Source organism: Xanthobacter sp. AM11, from assembly GCF_047444035.1.
GTDB lineage: Bacteria > Pseudomonadota > Alphaproteobacteria > Rhizobiales > Xanthobacteraceae > Xanthobacter.
In genome coordinates this window covers 3,718,949-3,734,208 of the sequence record NZ_JBLAOA010000001.1, presented here as the reverse complement: position 1 = coordinate 3,734,208, position 15,260 = coordinate 3,718,949, and the positions used below count along the sequence as shown (strand labels likewise).

The window sequence follows — 15,260 nt, the reverse complement described above, 5'->3', positions numbered from 1 at the left end:
ATGCACAAGGTGCAGGCAGGCGAGGTGACCCTGGCCTGGCGGGACTGGGGGGAGGGCGACACTATCGTCCTCTTCCTCCACGGCAATCTGGCCAGCAAGGACTGGATCGAGCTGGCCGCGCCGCATTTTCCGCGCGGCGTGCGCACCATCGCCATCGACTGGCGCGGCTGCGGGGACAGCGACAAGCCGGCCCCGCTGGCCGATTTCTCCAATTATTCCATCGCCCGCCATGCGGACGACATGCTGGCGGCGCTGGACGCCCTGGGCATCGGCTTCTGCCATCTCGCCACCCATTCCACCGGGGGCATCATCTCCACGCGGATGCTCTTGAAGGCGCCCGAGCGCTTCGGCCGGGTGTTCTCGCTCTCCCCCGTGGGGCCGCAGGGCATTGCGTTTGCGCCCGCGCAGGTCGCTTTTTTCGAAGCCATGAAGGCGGATCTCGCCCTCACCCGGCAGGTCATGGCCTCCACCGCCATGAGCCTGTTCGTGCCCGAGAGCCTGGCCGAGGGGCCGGCCCGCTTCCGGCCGGGCGTTGAGGACCGCGCCGCCTTGTTCGAGCGCATCGTCGCCCAGACCTTCGCGGTGTCGGACGGCATCTGGTTCGGCACGCCGGACACCCTGACCCGGGAGGCGCAGAGCGGGGAGCTGAAGGCGCAGATGGGTGCCATCCGCCATCCCCATCTGGTGGCCTGGGGCATGAACGACCACATCATCGCGCCGGAAACCCTGGAGGAGATGGCGCAGGTGATGCCCCATTGCCGCTTCGTGGCGGTTCCCGGCATCGGCCATTCCATGAACCTGGAAGCGCCGGAGCTTTACGCCGGCTTCTTCGGCGCCTGGTTCGGCGGCCTGACGGGCGGCGCGGCGGGCTGACCTTCGGCCGCCGCGGTCCCGGGCATGGATGGCCCGGGCCCGCTCCCGACCTTGCCCCGGTGCTCTCAGTTAGGGATAGAGAACGCGTTGTCCGATCAGCTTGCGTTGCAAGCTGATCGGCGCGTGCTCTAGCCGCCGAGGCGGGCCTCAAGGCGGGCCTGGAGCGCCTCGAACAGGGGGTTGTCGGCGGCGAACACATATTCGATGGGTCCCACCGTCACCATGCTGGCGCCGCGGGCGCGCAGGAAGGTGGCGAGGCCGTGCAAGGTGTCCGGCGGGCAGTGCAGGGTGAGCATGCCCGAGGAGGTGGGACCGCCGAACGGGGCTACACAGCGGTAGGCCGTGACCGCCTCATCCACCAGCGAATTGTCGCAGCAGGCGAAGCGGGTGCGCACCTCGCGCATGGTGCGGGCGCGCTTTTCCGCGCCCAGCCGGTCGAACATGGCGCGCGCCGCGGAAAGCGCGCCGGCGCCCCAGCCGGCGGTGAGCGAGGCCACGAGATTGGCTTCCGACTTCAGCATCACGCCGTCGTCCACCACCTTCAGCGCGTTGGCGGCGAGGGTGGCGCCGGTGGTGGTGATGTCCACGATCAGCTCGGCGGTGCCGGCGGCCGGGGTGCCCTCGGTGGCGCCGGCGCTCTCCACGATGCGGTAGTCCACGATGCCGTGGCGGGCGAAGAAGCCGCGCGTCAGGTTCACATATTTGGTGGCGACGCGGATGCGCCGTCCGGTGCGGCCGTGGAAGTGGCTCGCCACGTCGTCCAGGTCGTCCATGGTGCGCACGTCGATCCAGGCCTGCGGCACCGCCACCACCACATTGGCATGGCCGAAGCCCAGCTTCTCCAGCAGCGCCACGCGGCTGTCCGCCTCCAGGATGTTCTCGCGCACCAGGTCTTCCCCGGTGACGCCGAGATGGGCGCCGCCGGAGGCCAGAGCCGCGGCGATTTCCGAGGCGGAGAGATAGGCCACCTCCACCCCCTCCACCCCGCCCAGCGCGCCGCGATAGTCGCGGGCGCCGCGGGCCTGGGTCAGCGGCATGCCGGCGCGGGCGAAGAAGGCGTGGACATTCTCCTGCAGCCGTCCCTTGGAGGGTACGGCGAGGATGAGCGGGCTCGTCATCGTGCGGCCTCCCGGGACAGATCGAGGGCGGCGAGGCGCTCCACCCATGCGGCGAGGCCCACCCCCGGCACGCATTCGGGCGCGCCGAGGCGCGAGAGCAGCCGGTCGTAGCGCCCGCCCGCCACCAGCGGGCCGGCGGCCCGGCCGGTGGGATCGTGCAGCTCGAACACCATGCCGCTGTAATAATCCAGCGGCCGGCCGAAGGCGGTGGAGAAGCGCACGTCGGCAAGGTTCACCTGGTAGGCGGTGAGAAAGCCGGTGCGCCGGTCGAACACGCCGAGGGCGGCGGACAAATCGATGCCTGCTTCCGCGGCCAGCGCGCGCATCCGTGCGGAGGCCTCGTCGGGCGAGCCGGAGATGGCGAGGTAGCGCGACAGGATCTCCCCGGTCTCGCGGGAGACGCCGCCGCCCGCATCCAGGGCCGACTGCTCCAGGAAGCGCTCGGCGATTTCCGACACCGAGCGCCCGCCCACGGTGGAGATGCCGGCGATGGAGAGCAGGTCGGTGATGAGGGCGCGGGCCGCCGCGGGGTCGGCGCCGGTCAGGGCGGCGAGCACGCCGGCATGGGCGGCGGCACCTTCCTGCGGCCGGGCGGCCAGCTGCGTCAGGTCGGTGTCGAGCCGGCCCTGGCCGAAATCCTTCAATAGGCGCCGGCGCAGCGCTGGGGCGAGGGGCAGCGCCTCCAGCAGGGCGGCGAACAGGCCCACGTCCCCCAGGCGGATCTCCGGCTGGGCGAGGCCGTAGACGGCGCAGGCATTGAGGCCGAGGGCGAGGATCTGCGCATCCGCCGCCTCGATGTCGGCGCGGCCGAAGGATTCGACCCCGGCCTGGCGGAACTCCCCGGACCCCTCGCCGCGGAAGCGGAAGACGGACCCCAGATAGCTCACCTTCGCCGGCAGCGGCAGCTTCTCGTCGAGCACGGCGCGGGCCACGGGAATGGTCAGGTCCGGCCGCAGGCACAGCTCCCGGCCTTCGGTGTCCACCGTCAGATACATGCGGCGGCGGATGGATTCGCCCGACAGGTCGAGGAACACGTCCGCCGGCTGCAGGATGGGTGGGTTGAGGCGCGTGAATCCGGCAGCGTCGAAGCACGCGAGCAGCGCGTCTTCCAGGCTGGAGGCATCTCGGGGGTCGGCTACGGCCGCGGGCAACATGGATGTGCGTTTCCGTCAGGTTTGCCGGGCTTCTAGCAAAGGCGGGGCGCCGCGGCCACCCCGCCGGCGCAACGCCACCTTAAGCCCGGCGCCGCTCTCGTCTATGGTGGCGGCGCGTGAATCAGCGGGAGACGGCCATGGCCGAGGCGACAGGAAGCGGCGGCGCGGGCAAGGCCAAGGGGGCGGCGGCCGCGGCGGCGGGCGTGGAGAAACTGAGCTTCGAGGAGGCGCTGGCCGAGCTGGAGGCCATCGTCTCCAGCCTGGAGAAGGGCAATGTGCCGCTGGCCGAATCCATCGCCATCTACGAGCGGGGCGAGGCGCTCAAGGCGCGCTGCGAGGCGCTGCTGAAGGCTGCCGAGGCGCGGGTGGAAACCATCACCCGCGACGCCGACGGCCGCCCGGTGGGCACCCGCCCCCTCGACCCGGAAGGGTGAGGGGCGCGGGCTTCGCCCCTCACAGCCCGTCGAACCAGGCCTTCCATTGCGGCACCGCGGTGGCGAAGGTGCCGCGATGGGTGGTGTCGCCGGTGGAGATGGCTTCCACCTTGGTGTTCCCGGCGCCGATGGAGCGCTGGTAATACATGGCGGCCTGCCCCTGGCCGGTGGTGATGACCTCGTCGGCGGCGCCGAAATAATTGCGCACCGGGCTCTGGATGATCCAGCGATAGGCGTTGGTCTTCTGCAGCAGGATGCGGCCATAGGCCGAGGCGGCGAAGAAGCGCGGGTCGAAATATTCGGCCCGCACCAGCGTCCTGAGATCCGTGGGGATCTGCGCCGGATCGAACGGCTCGCGGGCATAGGCCTTGCGGCACAGCTCGTAATGATCCGCCGTGAGGAGCGACTGGGCGAGGCCCGGCAGGCCGTAGTAAGTCTCGAACGAGAAGGCGGTGAGGATGAACAGCGTCGGCACCCAGCCGGCGTCGTTCCTGCGCGGGAAATCGAGGAAGCCGCTCAGGGTGGCGAAGCCGTCGAAGGGGGCGCTGGCGGTGGCGGCGCCGGCCACGGTCTCGCCCACCCCCTCCAGCTTCTCCAGCAGCGCCATGGTGACGAACCCACCCTGCGACCAGCCGCCCAGCACCAGCTTGGAGGGGGAAAGCTTCATCTGCGCTAGCACCGCGCGGGCGGCGATGAGCATGTCGTAGGTGGCCTGCTGGTGGCTTTCCTTGACCAGATAGCCTTCCTTTTCCGCCGAACCGCCCATGCCGAAATAATCGGCGCCGATCACCGCATAGCCCTGGCCCGCGAACTGGGCGAGGACGAGCTGGGTCTCGGGCGACTGGTCGGGTACGGAGGGCACCTCCTGTTTCCCGAACACCGTGCCGTGCTGGTAGGAAAGCAGGGGAAAGCGCGTCTCCCCGGTGTCGGGAATGGCCAGCAGGCCGGTGGCCAGCGTCGGCTTGTTGGCCATTTCCGGGATCACCGACGGGTAGGTGATCCGGTAGAGCCGCACGGCATTGCGGGCGGGCGTGTAGGCCACCGGGACGCCGAAGAATTTGGCGGCGTCCGTGGTCAGCACCTGGTTCAGCCGGTCCGCGTCCCAGCGGCCGATGAGGCTGTAGGAGACCCCCGCGGCGACGGGGGCGGCCTCCTGGGCCCGGGCCGGAGGCGCCGGCACAAGGACCGCGCCGAGCGACAGAAGGGCCGCGCCGAGCGGCGCCAGGGCGGCGGCGAGGATTCGGGAAGGAAGACGCATTGCGGTCTCGCGTGGGAGGCGCCGGGGCGCTGGGGGCCGGCTCGGGGGCCGGCAGGCAAACAATACCGCCGCGGGGTTTCCCGATTCTGATCGCGGCCGTGTCCCGTTTCGGGACGCCGTCGCCGCCTGCCCCGGCACGCGGCGTGAACGCAGGGTGAGCGAATCGGTGGCGCGCCCCGATTCGCCCTTCGTTCCGGCTCTCTCAGTAGAGCCCGGGGATGATGCGCCGGGTGCGCTTCTCATAGGCTTCATATTCGGCGCCGAAGGCCTCGCGCATCATCTGTTCCTCGCGCCCCACGCGGAAGAAGAACAGGGTGCCGAAGCCGATCAGCCCGGCCGGGCCGGCGATCCAGTTGGGCAGCAGCAGCGCCTGCGCCAGCGCCCACAGGAAGAAGGCGGAATACATGGGGTGGCGCACCCGCGCATAGACGCCGGAGGTGATGAGCTGGTGCTTGTCCTTGATCTCCAGCGTCACCGACCAGTTGCGCCCGAGCTGGCGGTGGGTGCGCCAGAACAGCCAGAGCGCGGCGGCGAACACCAGCACCCCCGCCACCACCTGCGCCAGGCTGAGCGGGTAGGCGGCAAAGCGCGGCCAGGAGGTGAGGGCATAGACCGCCGGCACGATGCCAAGGCCGGTGGTGGAGAGGGTGAGCAGCGTCATCTCCCGCGCGGTGCGGTGGCGCGCATCCGCCACCCGCTGGCGCTTCGCCTTGCGCTCGAACGGCATGCGCATGACGTACCAGGCGACGACGCCCAGCGCCCAGGCGATCTTGGCGAAGGTGAGAAGGCTCATGGGGGGCTTCCGGCTTTGTTGGCGGGCTGGACGCGCCCCTCCGCGTCGCGCGCCAGCGGGCGCAGGCTGCCGTCGGGGAGGAGGAAGGCGCGCAGGGCGTTGGCGTGTGCGGCGAGGATATCGAAGGCCAGAGGCCCGCACACATAAGCGTTGAAATCGTGGCTGGAGCGGATGTCGCCGGAAAGGAAGCACTGGCAGTGCAGGCGCATCACGTCGAACCAGTGCCGCCGGTACACGGCGGGGGAGATCATGTCGCGGATGGGCACGTGCCGCAGCACCGGCCGGGCGGAGAAATCCCCCGCCGGCAGCAGCGGTGGAGCGAAGGTGGCGGGGCCGAGGGTGACGGGATTGACCTTGTAGAAGGAAACGATGTCGTCCCGCGACTGGATGTCCAGCCAGCCGATCTGCGGTGCCGCCGCCACCGTGGCGGCCGCCGCCCGCAGGCGCCCGCCCGCCGGATGCAGGGCGAATTTCGCCGTGGTGCTGCCGAGGGTGAGGATGCGCACCGGCACGCGTGTGCCGAACGCCGGGTCCGCCAGCGCCGCCGCCACCGCGCTCACCGCATGCATGGCGCCGAGGCTGTGGCCGGCGACGATGATTTCCTCCACCCCCTGCGCCGCGGCGGCGCGCTCCACCTCCTGGAGCCGCCCGGCGAAGGCGCGGATGCGGTCGTCCACCTCGCCATGGCGGCCGCGCACGAAATCCACCGAGAATTCCGCAAGGTCCAGCGACTGCTTCAGGCGGAAGCGGCGGCCGGGCCAGCGCAGCAGCAGGGCGCCGCCGGCGAGCGCCGCCGCAAGCCCGGCCGCGGCCGCGCCGGCCGCTCCCGCATGGGGCAACGCCACCTGCGCCGCCACGACGCCGGCGGCCAGCGCCATCGCCCAGAAGGCGAGCAGCAGCAGATAGGTGAACAGGAAGAAGATGCCGTAGCGCCGGCTGGTGCGGAAATAATTGAGAAGGGTGCCGCTCGCCACCATGTCCGCCAGCGCCCGGACCGATCCGGCAAGATGGGCGCGGGCCGGGCGGGCCATGTCGGCGCGCACCAGATCGTCCCAGGCCAGAAGCTCGAAGGTGGTGTGCGTGTGCCAGTCGGGGCCGGCGGCTTGGGTGTGCCACAAGGCGCCGGTGGGCACCGCCACGGGTTCGGCGTCGTCGCAGCGCGTGCGCACGCCCCACACTGCGCCGAAGCGGTTCAACTCGCGGGTGAAGATGCGGTGGTGCCCGTCCGCGGCCATGGGATCGTAGCCCGCGACAAAGAAGACGTGGCGCCGGCCGATGCGCGTTCCTGGGACCTCCCGCATGCGGCGCCTTCTAGCGAACTCGGCCGGCGAAGGCCAGCCTGCCGGCGTGGGGGTGGAGGCGCCCGCGCCCTGGTGCCCGCTTCCGCCTGCGGGCAGGAGCGGGCCGGGGGCTTTGGTGCGCCGCGTGGCGGCGGATGCTTCCAGGCCCGTTCCCCGACCCTGCGGCGGGCAACTTTACGGTGCATTCTCCTTCAGTTAATGGGACATGAGCCGGCGGGCACCCGCTCCGGGCGCCTTCCGAAAGGGCGAGAATGAAGCTGCGCGATCTCCTCGGCCTGCCGCGAAGGCGCAAGCTGCCCTTTCCCGCTCCCGCTCCCGGCCCGTTGCGCGCCCAGTCCTGGACCGGCCCTTCGGAAAAGGTGCGCACGCTGGCGGTTTCCGCCGCGCAGGCTTGAGTTCGCGGGTCGGCGGGGGCAGGAAGGGCGGGCCGCGGGGGTTCCGGCTGCGGCGAGGAGCGTTCGAGGTGCCCGTGTCCGCCGCAATTGCCGCTTTCGGCCCGCCTGCCGTCACCGTGGTGTTCGTGACCTACAACAGCGGCGCCGTCATCGCCCGCGCCGTGGCCAGCGTGCCGGCCGACTGCGCGGTGGTGATCGTGGACAATGCCAGCCCGGAGGGCACCGCCTGGCGCGATGGCCTGGCGCGGGCGGTGGATCTGCTGCCGCTGCCGCGCAATGCCGGCTTCGGCACCGCCTGCAATGCCGGCGCGCGCCATGCCTCCACCCCCTATGTCTTGTTCCTCAATCCCGACGCGGAGCTGGCGCCGGACACGGTGGCGCGCCTGCTCGATGCCGCGCGGGCCTATGGCGGCGGCATCTTCATGCCCGCCATCGTCGGCGAGAACGGCCGGCTGATGCGCAAGGAAGGCTCCATTCTGGAGAAGGTGCCGCGGCGTGCGCGCCTCGCGCCGCAGGACATTGCCGGCGATTACTGCACCCGCTTCGTGCACGGCGCCGCCTTCCTGGTGGAGCGGGCCGCCTTTCTCGCTCTGGGCGGCTTCGACGAGGCCATCTTCCTCTACCACGAGGACGACGACCTCTCCCTGCGGGCGCTGGCGCGCAGGCTTCCCATCATCGTGGTGCCGCAGGCGCGGGTGGTGCATGCGGGCGGGCGCTCCAGCACGCCCAGCTTCGCCCACACCTTCCGCACCAACCGGGCCAAGATGCATTCCGAACTGTATGTGCTGGCGAAATACCACCGGGCGCGGGGGCGGGCCGGACGGCTCATCACTTTGGCGGGGGGATGCCTGCTGGCGCTGGCCTGCCTGGATCTCCACCGCTTCGCCATCCGCGCCGGCAAGCTCGCCGGATGCCTCGACGGGCCGTGCCGCAATGCCCCGCTCGCGCCCTGAAACCCTTGCCGGGCATCAGGGACCGGCGGGTTGCCCGGCTCCAATGTACGTTGCATACCACCAGCGTGCTGTGTAAGGCTCGCTGTCCCGGCTTGGACCGGTCGGAGTGATCCGTGACGTCGCTGAAGACCCCGTTGCTCGATACCATCAAGGATGCCGCCGACGTGCGGCGCGTGCCGCAGGAAAAGCTCGCCCAGCTGGCGGCGGAGCTGCGGGCCGAGACCATCGACGCCGTGTCCGTCACCGGCGGGCATCTGGGCGCGGGCCTTGGCGTGGTGGAGCTGACGGTGGCCCTGCACCACGTGTTCAACACCCCCCACGACCGCCTCATCTGGGACGTGGGCCACCAGTGCTATCCCCACAAGATCCTCACCGGCCGGCGCGACCGCATCCGCACCCTGCGCATGGGCGGGGGCCTCTCGGGCTTCACCAAGCGCTCGGAAAGCGCCTACGACCCGTTCGGCGCTGCGCACTCCTCCACCTCCATCTCGGCGGGGCTGGGCATGGCGGTGGCGCGCGACCTCTCCGGCGAGGAACGCAACGTGGTGGCGGTCATCGGCGACGGCGCCATGTCGGCGGGCATGGCCTATGAGGCCATGAACAATGCCGGCGCCATGGATTCGCGCCTCATCGTCATCCTCAACGACAACGACATGTCCATCGCCCCGCCCACGGGGGCGATGTCGGCCTATCTGGCGCGGCTCATCTCGGGGCAGACCTACCGCTCGCTGCGCGAGATCGGCAAGCAGATTGCCGGCCACCTGCCCAAGTTCGTGGAGCGCGGCGCCCAGCGGGCGGAGGAATTCGCCCGCGGCTTCTGGACCGGGGGCACCCTGTTCGAGGAGTTGGGCTTCTATTATGTCGGCCCCATCGACGGGCACAATCTGGACCACCTGCTGCCGGTGCTCAAGAACGTGCGGGACGCCAAGACCGGGCCGATCCTGGTTCATGTGGTGACCCAGAAGGGCAAGGGCTACGCCCCCGCCGAGGCCAGCGCCGACAAGTATCACGGCGTGGTCAAGTTCGACGTGGTGACCGGCGCCCAGGTGAAGGCCAAGTCCAACGCCCCGTCCTACACCCGCGTGTTTGCGGAAAGCCTCATTTGCGAGGCGCGGCGCGACCCGAAGATCGTGGCCATCACCGCCGCCATGCCCTCGGGCACGGGGCTGGACCTGTTCGGGCAGGTGTATCCCGAGCGCACCTTCGACGTGGGCATCGCCGAGCAGCATGCGGTGACGTTCGCCGCCGGCCTCGCCACCGAGGGCTTCAAGCCCTTCTGCGCGCTTTATTCCACCTTCCTGCAGCGCGGCTACGACCAGGTGGTGCACGACGTGGCCCTGCAGGGCTTGCCCGTCCGCTTCGTCATCGACCGCGCCGGCCTCGTGGGGGCGGACGGGGCGACCCATGCGGGCGCCTTCGACATCGCCTTCCTGGCCTGCCTGCCGGGCATGACCGTGATGGCCCCCGCCGACGAGGCGGAATTGACCCACATGATGGCGACCATGGTGGCCCATGACGACGGCCCCAGCGCGGTGCGCTTCCCGCGCGGCGAGGGCGTGGGCATCGAGCGGCCGGAGCGGGGCGAAATCCTGCCCATCGGCAAGGGGCGCATCGTCCGCGGCACGGGGGAGGGCGATGTGGCCCTTCTGTCGCTCGGCACCCGCCTTGCCGCCTGCCTCGACGCCGCCGAGCGGCTGGAGGCGGCGGGATTTGCCGTGAGCGTGGCCGACGCCCGCTTCGCCAAGCCCATCGACCGTGATCTCGTGCTGAAGCTTTCCGCCGGCCATGGCGCGCTGGTGACGATCGAGGAAGGTTCCATCGGCGGCTTCGGCAGCCAGGTGCTCCAGCTCCTCACCGACGAGGGAGCGCTGGACCGCGGCGCGGTGAAGGTGCGCGCCATGGTCCTGCCGGACATCTACATCGACCACGACACGCAAGGACGCCAGCTGGCCGAAGCCGGCCTCGACGCCAACGCCATCGTGGCCAAGGTGGAGGGGCTGGTGGGCAAGGCGAAGGCCGGGCTGGGGCTGCACAAGGCGGGGTGAATCCGGGCGTTCAGCGGCGCGGCACGATCACTGCCCGATCCTTCAATAGGATGTCTTGTTCGTCCTCATATTGCCAGGCGTTGAGCGGGCGTGCGGCCGCGCTTTCCAACTCCGCCGGGCGGATCAGGGCATGCGGCTCACCGGTGGCGGCGACCACCACCGCGTTGATGACAATGATGTCCAAGGCGCCGAGCCAGTCGGGCTCAACGGGCGAGGATGTCATTCACCACCGAATAGCTCTTGAGCGTGCGTTTCACCGAGGCTTCGATTGAGGCGGCGCGGGTGTTCGGGGCGTATTTCTCGGCGAGGTCAAGAATGTGGAAATACATCCCGGCCCGCGCTTTGCGCTGGATGGCTCCAATTTCCGCGATCTTCAGCGCCCCTCTTTGCGCCAAATCGGCCGAGAGTGGATGTTGCTGTGCAAAATCTCGCATCGCATCTTCAAAGGCGTTTCGGACTTTATCGCCAGCTGTGGTGACTTGCACCAACCGCGTCTGCATTGCCGATGCGGCGGGCCACAGGAGAGATTCGGCATGGTTGCGGGCGGATGCCGTATCGTCGGACGCCATCTGCTCGAACGTTTCTTCGAGGGTGGCTATGCGTTTCCACATGCTCGCAAGCCAACGGTCCGTTTCCTGCTGAAACGTTTCCACATCGCGCTCGATCTCGGCGCGCAGATGCGCAACATCTGCGGTGTTGTCGTTGGCCGTCTGCCGGATGATGGGAGCAGCGGTCCACTCCTCCATCATCATGTCGAATGCGGCAAGTCTCATTGCTTCGCTCCTCACCGGCGAAGAAAGGCGCACCGTGGGATTTCGCAAAGTGGGCGCCGGGCCGCCCGCCCTCAATCCCACCAGAAGGACCAGGTGCGCGCCGTGCGCAGGCGGGCCACATAGACGTCCAGATCGCCGAAATCCTCGGGGCAGAACAGGGCATGTTCCATGGCGAGGCGCCGCGCGGCCTCGAAAGCGGCGGGCGGTTCGGCCACGATGAATTCCATGGTGTCGGTGGTGATGGCGGCGATGTCGGCGCCGTGCAGGCGCTTCCAGCGTTGCGCGAAGGCCGCGATCTCTGCCGGCCGGGGGACGGCGTTCCAGCCGCCGAAGCCCGCGAACAGGGGCAGACGCCAGCTTTCTGCGGTTGGAATGCGCGCAATCGCGACCTGCGGCCCGGGGTGACTGAAGCTCGGAGGTGGTTCCAGTATCCGCAGCCGCAGGCCTTCCGGTTCAAGGGGTGCCGGCCGTTCGCGTACGGCGTCGAAATCCGGTGACACGTAGGAATAGGGATCGCCCGGCACATGGCCCTTGTGGGCGGCGAGCGCAGCTTCCACTGCGTCTGGGCTAGCGGCATCGAAGCCGGGCGTTTCGCCGGGCTGGCGCAGCGCCCATTCCTCATAGACCAGACGCGAAACATAAGCGGCGATGATTTCATCGGTTGCGAAGACGTGGGCGGAAGCCGCCGACGCCGCGTCCGCCCACGGGGGTGGGGCATGCGGCAGGAATAGAAGGGGGGAGAAGCCGGCGCGCCGGCCCGCCGCCTGTTCCGCCAGCCATGCGTCGGCCGCTGCTTCGGCCGGCACCTGCCTCACGGGGAAGGCTGCGGCGGCCAGGCTCGGGGAAACGGCCACCCCTGCGTCCCGGGACGCCGGCTTCGGATCCGGCGTTGCTGCGACGCCACCGGGCGTCGCTCCCGGTGGGTCCTGAGGCTCCGGCGTGGCCGGCTTTCTGAAGAGACGCGACAGCCACCTCATTGCGCTGTGCTCCGGGTCGAAAGATCGGCGCGGAGCATGGCCATGTTGCACTGCAAATGTGTGTCAGGCCACCCCCAGCACCGACTCCACATTCCTCCGGTGCACCGCCTCATAGGGCTCGAAATACCCGATCGCCCCGGTGGCGAACGCCTCCGCCGCGAAGGTGCGCAAATCCAGCGCCGCCAGCGCCGGCTCCCCCTTCAGCCGCAGCAGCTTCTCCACATAGAGCCGCGTGGCGTCGATCAGCCCCGGCCCGTAGCCGCCGGCGGCGATCACCTCTTCCGCCCCGTGGTTGGGCAGGATGCGGGTCGCCCCCAGCGCGGCGAGGCGGTCCAGCCCTTCGAGATGCACCGCGAGGCGGTCCGGCTCGTCCACATAGGTGATGGGGTCTTCCAACGTGTCGCCGGCCAGCAGCACGCCGCCGGGCAGCAGCGCCACGGTGCCGTCGCGGCTGTGGATGTCCAGGTGGATCAGCTCCACCGGTACGGCGCCCACCATCAGGCGGAGCCGTTCCTCGAACAGCACGTTCGGCAGCACCAGCGGTTTGATGGGCGGGTCGGCCGCCTCCAGCCGGGCGCGGTTGGCCCGCAGCAGGGCATCCGTCGCACCATTGGCGATGATCTCGCAATCGGCGAACACCGCGTTGCCGGCCACATGGTCGTCGTGCCAGTGGCTCAGCACCACGCGGATGCGCCGGGCGCCCTTCTCCTCCAAAGTGCGGCGGATGATGCGGGCGTGTGGCAGCGAGATGTGGGTGTCGTAGACGAGGGCCTCGCCGCCGTCGATCAGAGCATAGGAGGCGATGCCCAGCGCGTAGGCGCCGTCGTCCAGCCAGTTTTCGTGCGGCCCGTGCAGGCGCACCCCCGGCACCCGCCCGTCATAGAAGGCGAGCAGGTGCGGTGCCGGCTCCAGCACCCGAAGGGTGGAGCCGGGGCTGGTGGCCTGCGCCCCGCTCACTCCGCCGCTTCGAGAGTGTGGCCGAGGCGCTGGGAGAGGGTGCCGATGAGCTCCTTCGCCGCGTCGGCGATCACGGTTCCGGGCGGGAAGATGGCTTCGGCGCCGAACGCCCGCAGGGCCTCGTAATCCTGCGGCGGCACCACGCCGCCCACCACCACCATGATGTCGGGGCGGCCTTCCGCCTCCAGCGCCTTTTTCAGCGCCGGCACGAGGGTGAGGTGGCCGGCGGCGAGCGAGGAGATTCCCACCACGTGAACGTCGTTCTCCACCGCCTGCCGGGCGGCTTCCTCGGGGGTGGCGAAGAGGGGGCCGATGTCCACGTCGAAGCCGAGGTCGGCGAAGGCGGAGGCGATCACCTTCTGGCCGCGGTCGTGGCCGTCCTGGCCCACCTTGGCCACCAGGATGCGCGGGCGGCGGCCTTCCGCGTGCTCGAAGGCTTCCACCAGTCTCTGCACCTTGCCCACCTTGTCGGTCATGGCGGAAGCCTCGCGCTTGTAGACGCCGGAGATGGCGCGGATCTCGGCGCGGTGGCGGCCGAACACCTTCTCCAGCGCGTCGGAAATCTCGCCCACCGTGGCCTTGGCCCGGGCGGCGTCGATGGCCAGCGCCAGAAGGTTGCCGCCCCCGGCCGCGCCGTTGGTGAGGGCTTCCAGCTTGCCGGCGACTTCGGCGGGGTTGCGCTCGGCGCGCAGGCGGTTGAGCTTCTCGATCTGCGCGGCGCGCACGGTGGCGTTCTCCACCTTCAGCACGTCGATCATGCGGTCGCGCTGCGGCTTGAACTTGTTCACGCCCACCACGGTCTGCGCCCCGCCGTCGATGCGGGCCTGGGTGGTGGCCGCCGCCTCCTCGATCCGCAGCTTGGGAATGCCGGCCTCGATGGCCTTGGCCATGCCGCCCAGCGCCTCCACCTCCTGGATATGGGCCCAGGCCTTGGCGGCAAGATCGGTGGTGAGCTTCTCCACGAAATAGGAGCCGCCCCAGATGTCGATCTGCCGCGTGGTGCCGCTCTCCTGCTGCAGCAGGATCTGGGTGTTGCGGGCGATGCGGGCGCTAAAGTCCGTGGGCAGGGCCAGGGCCTCGTCCAGCGCATTGGTGTGCAGCGACTGGGTTTGTCCCTGCGTCGCCGCCATGGCCTCGATGGCGGTGCGCATCACATTGTTGAACACGTCCTGCGCGGTCAGCGACCAGCCGGAGGTCTGGGAATGGGTGCGCAGCGGCAGGGACTTGGGGTTCTTGGCCCCGAGGTCGGTCATCAGCCGCGTCCACAGGAGGCGGGCGGCGCGCAGCTTGGCCACCTCCATGTAGAAATTCATGCCGATGGCCCAGAAGAAGCTGAGGCGCGGCGCGAACACGTCGATGGGCAGGCCCGCGGCGGCGCCGGCGCGGCCATATTCCACGCCGTCCGCCAGCGTGTAGGCGAGTTCGAGATCCTGCGTCGCCCCGGCCTCCTGCATGTGGTAGCCGGAAATGGAGATGGAGTTGAAGCGCGGCATCTCCTTCGACGTATAGGCGAAGATGTCCGAGATGATGCGCATGGAGGGTGCGGGCGGATAGATATAGGTGTTCCGCACCATGAATTCTTTGAGAATGTCGTTCTGGATGGTGCCGGAAAGCTTGGAGGCCGCCACGCCCTGTTCTTCCGCCGCCACCACATAGAGCGCGAGGATGGGCAGCACCGCGCCGTTCATGGTCATGGACACGCTCATCTGGTCCAGCGGGATGCCGGAAAACAGGGTGCGCATGTCGTAGATGCTGTCGATGGCGACGCCCGCCATGCCCACGTCGCCGGCAACGCGGGGGTGATCGGAGTCATAGCCGCGATGGGTGGCGAGGTCGAAGGCCACCGAAAGCCCCTTCTGGCCGGCGGCGAGGTTGCGCCGGTAGAAGGCGTTGGAATCCTCCGCCGTGGAGAAGCCGGCATATTGCCGGATGGTCCAGGGCTGGGTCGCATACATGGGCGCATAAGGCCCGCGCAGGAAGGGCGCGATGCCGGGGTAGGTGTCGATATAGCCGAGGCCCTCGATGTCCGCCGGGCCGTAGAGCGGCTTCACCGGGATGCCCTCGGGCGTCATCCAGGGGGCGGCCGCAGCCACAGGCGCCGCCGCTTCCGGTGCGCGCCAGTCGATATCGGCGAAGTTGGGGATCCGGCTCATGGCATCCATCCTGTCGCGCTTCATCCTAGCGCAAATGCAGTGCCGCCTCCATCGGAGGGGCGTTGGTGTCGAAGGG

At 69.7% G+C, this 15,260-nt stretch carries 15 protein-coding genes; 5 read left to right on the top strand and 10 right to left on the bottom strand.

Going from position 1 to position 15,260, the window contains the following annotated elements; genetic code table 11:
- Nucleotides 1–873 carry an alpha/beta fold hydrolase gene (locus tag ACI7BZ_RS17090; RefSeq protein ID WP_414118353.1) on the top strand — a complete coding sequence of 291 codons (873 nt, stop codon included), beginning with the start codon at nucleotides 1–3 and terminating at the stop codon, nucleotides 871–873.
- A gap of 128 nt (nucleotides 874–1,001) precedes the next feature.
- Here ACI7BZ_RS17090 and hisG read toward each other — a convergent pair whose 3' ends face one another.
- Entirely contained in the window at nucleotides 1,002–1,991 is a 990-nt protein-coding gene (gene hisG, locus ACI7BZ_RS17085; RefSeq protein WP_414118352.1) for an ATP phosphoribosyltransferase, read from the bottom strand.
- Complete coding sequence (locus ACI7BZ_RS17080) at nucleotides 1,988–3,145, bottom strand: ATP phosphoribosyltransferase regulatory subunit (protein ID WP_414118351.1); 1,158 nt, start codon at nucleotides 3,143–3,145, stop codon at nucleotides 1,988–1,990. The genes hisG and ACI7BZ_RS17080 overlap by 4 nt, the downstream gene beginning before the upstream one ends.
- Before the next feature lie 137 nt (nucleotides 3,146–3,282).
- Between ACI7BZ_RS17080 and ACI7BZ_RS17075 the strand changes: the two genes are divergently transcribed.
- Nucleotides 3,283–3,579: an exodeoxyribonuclease VII small subunit gene (locus tag ACI7BZ_RS17075; protein WP_414118350.1), complete on the top strand. Its 297-nt coding sequence runs from the start codon at nucleotides 3,283–3,285 to the stop codon at nucleotides 3,577–3,579.
- Between the two features lie 19 nt (nucleotides 3,580–3,598).
- Here ACI7BZ_RS17075 and ACI7BZ_RS17070 read toward each other — a convergent pair whose 3' ends face one another.
- From ACI7BZ_RS17070 to ACI7BZ_RS17060, 3 genes are all read right to left on the bottom strand, one after another.
- Entirely contained in the window at nucleotides 3,599–4,837 is a 1,239-nt protein-coding gene (locus tag ACI7BZ_RS17070) for an alpha/beta hydrolase family protein (protein WP_414118349.1), read from the bottom strand.
- Between the two features lie 202 nt (nucleotides 4,838–5,039).
- Nucleotides 5,040–5,630: a protein-S-isoprenylcysteine O-methyltransferase gene (locus tag ACI7BZ_RS17065; protein ID WP_414118348.1), complete on the bottom strand. Its 591-nt coding sequence runs from the start codon at nucleotides 5,628–5,630 to the stop codon at nucleotides 5,040–5,042.
- A complete protein-coding gene (locus ACI7BZ_RS17060; protein WP_414118347.1) occupies nucleotides 5,627–6,931 on the bottom strand; it encodes a hypothetical protein in 1,305 nt (434 codons plus the stop codon). Before ACI7BZ_RS17060 ends, ACI7BZ_RS17065 begins: the two co-directional genes overlap by 4 nt.
- A 251-nt stretch (nucleotides 6,932–7,182) precedes the next feature.
- Here ACI7BZ_RS17060 and ACI7BZ_RS17055 point away from each other — a divergent pair, with 251 nt between their 5' ends.
- From ACI7BZ_RS17055 to dxs, 3 genes are all read left to right on the top strand, one after another.
- Nucleotides 7,183–7,326 (top strand): hypothetical protein, encoded by a 144-nt coding sequence (locus ACI7BZ_RS17055; RefSeq protein WP_414118346.1) that lies wholly within the window; start codon nucleotides 7,183–7,185, stop codon nucleotides 7,324–7,326.
- A 74-nt stretch (nucleotides 7,327–7,400) separates the two neighbouring features.
- Nucleotides 7,401–8,279 (top strand): glycosyltransferase family 2 protein, encoded by an 879-nt coding sequence (locus ACI7BZ_RS17050; protein WP_414118345.1) that lies wholly within the window; start codon nucleotides 7,401–7,403, stop codon nucleotides 8,277–8,279.
- Between the two features lie 113 nt (nucleotides 8,280–8,392).
- A complete protein-coding gene (gene dxs / locus ACI7BZ_RS17045) occupies nucleotides 8,393–10,324 on the top strand; it encodes a 1-deoxy-D-xylulose-5-phosphate synthase (RefSeq protein ID WP_414118344.1) in 1,932 nt (643 codons plus the stop codon).
- 10 nt (nucleotides 10,325–10,334) lie between these two features.
- Here the strand turns inward: dxs and ACI7BZ_RS17040 are convergent, their stop codons facing one another.
- The 5 genes from ACI7BZ_RS17040 to scpA all read right to left on the bottom strand — a co-directional run bounded on the left by ACI7BZ_RS17040 (nucleotide 10,335) and on the right by scpA (nucleotide 15,184).
- A complete protein-coding gene (locus ACI7BZ_RS17040; protein ID WP_414118343.1) occupies nucleotides 10,335–10,547 on the bottom strand; it encodes a hypothetical protein in 213 nt (70 codons plus the stop codon).
- Nucleotides 10,528–11,097 (bottom strand): hypothetical protein, encoded by a 570-nt coding sequence (locus ACI7BZ_RS17035; protein WP_414118342.1) that lies wholly within the window; start codon nucleotides 11,095–11,097, stop codon nucleotides 10,528–10,530. Before ACI7BZ_RS17035 ends, ACI7BZ_RS17040 begins: the two co-directional genes overlap by 20 nt.
- A 71-nt stretch (nucleotides 11,098–11,168) precedes the next feature.
- Complete coding sequence (locus ACI7BZ_RS17030; RefSeq protein ID WP_414118341.1) at nucleotides 11,169–11,951, bottom strand: DUF4253 domain-containing protein; 783 nt, start codon at nucleotides 11,949–11,951, stop codon at nucleotides 11,169–11,171.
- A 186-nt stretch (nucleotides 11,952–12,137) separates the two neighbouring features.
- Nucleotides 12,138–13,031 (bottom strand): MBL fold metallo-hydrolase, encoded by an 894-nt coding sequence (locus tag ACI7BZ_RS17025; RefSeq protein WP_414118340.1) that lies wholly within the window; start codon nucleotides 13,029–13,031, stop codon nucleotides 12,138–12,140.
- Nucleotides 13,028–15,184 (bottom strand): methylmalonyl-CoA mutase, encoded by a 2,157-nt coding sequence (gene scpA, locus ACI7BZ_RS17020; protein WP_414118339.1) that lies wholly within the window; start codon nucleotides 15,182–15,184, stop codon nucleotides 13,028–13,030. The genes ACI7BZ_RS17025 and scpA overlap by 4 nt, the downstream gene beginning before the upstream one ends.
- Nucleotides 15,185–15,260: the final 76 nt, after the last annotated feature.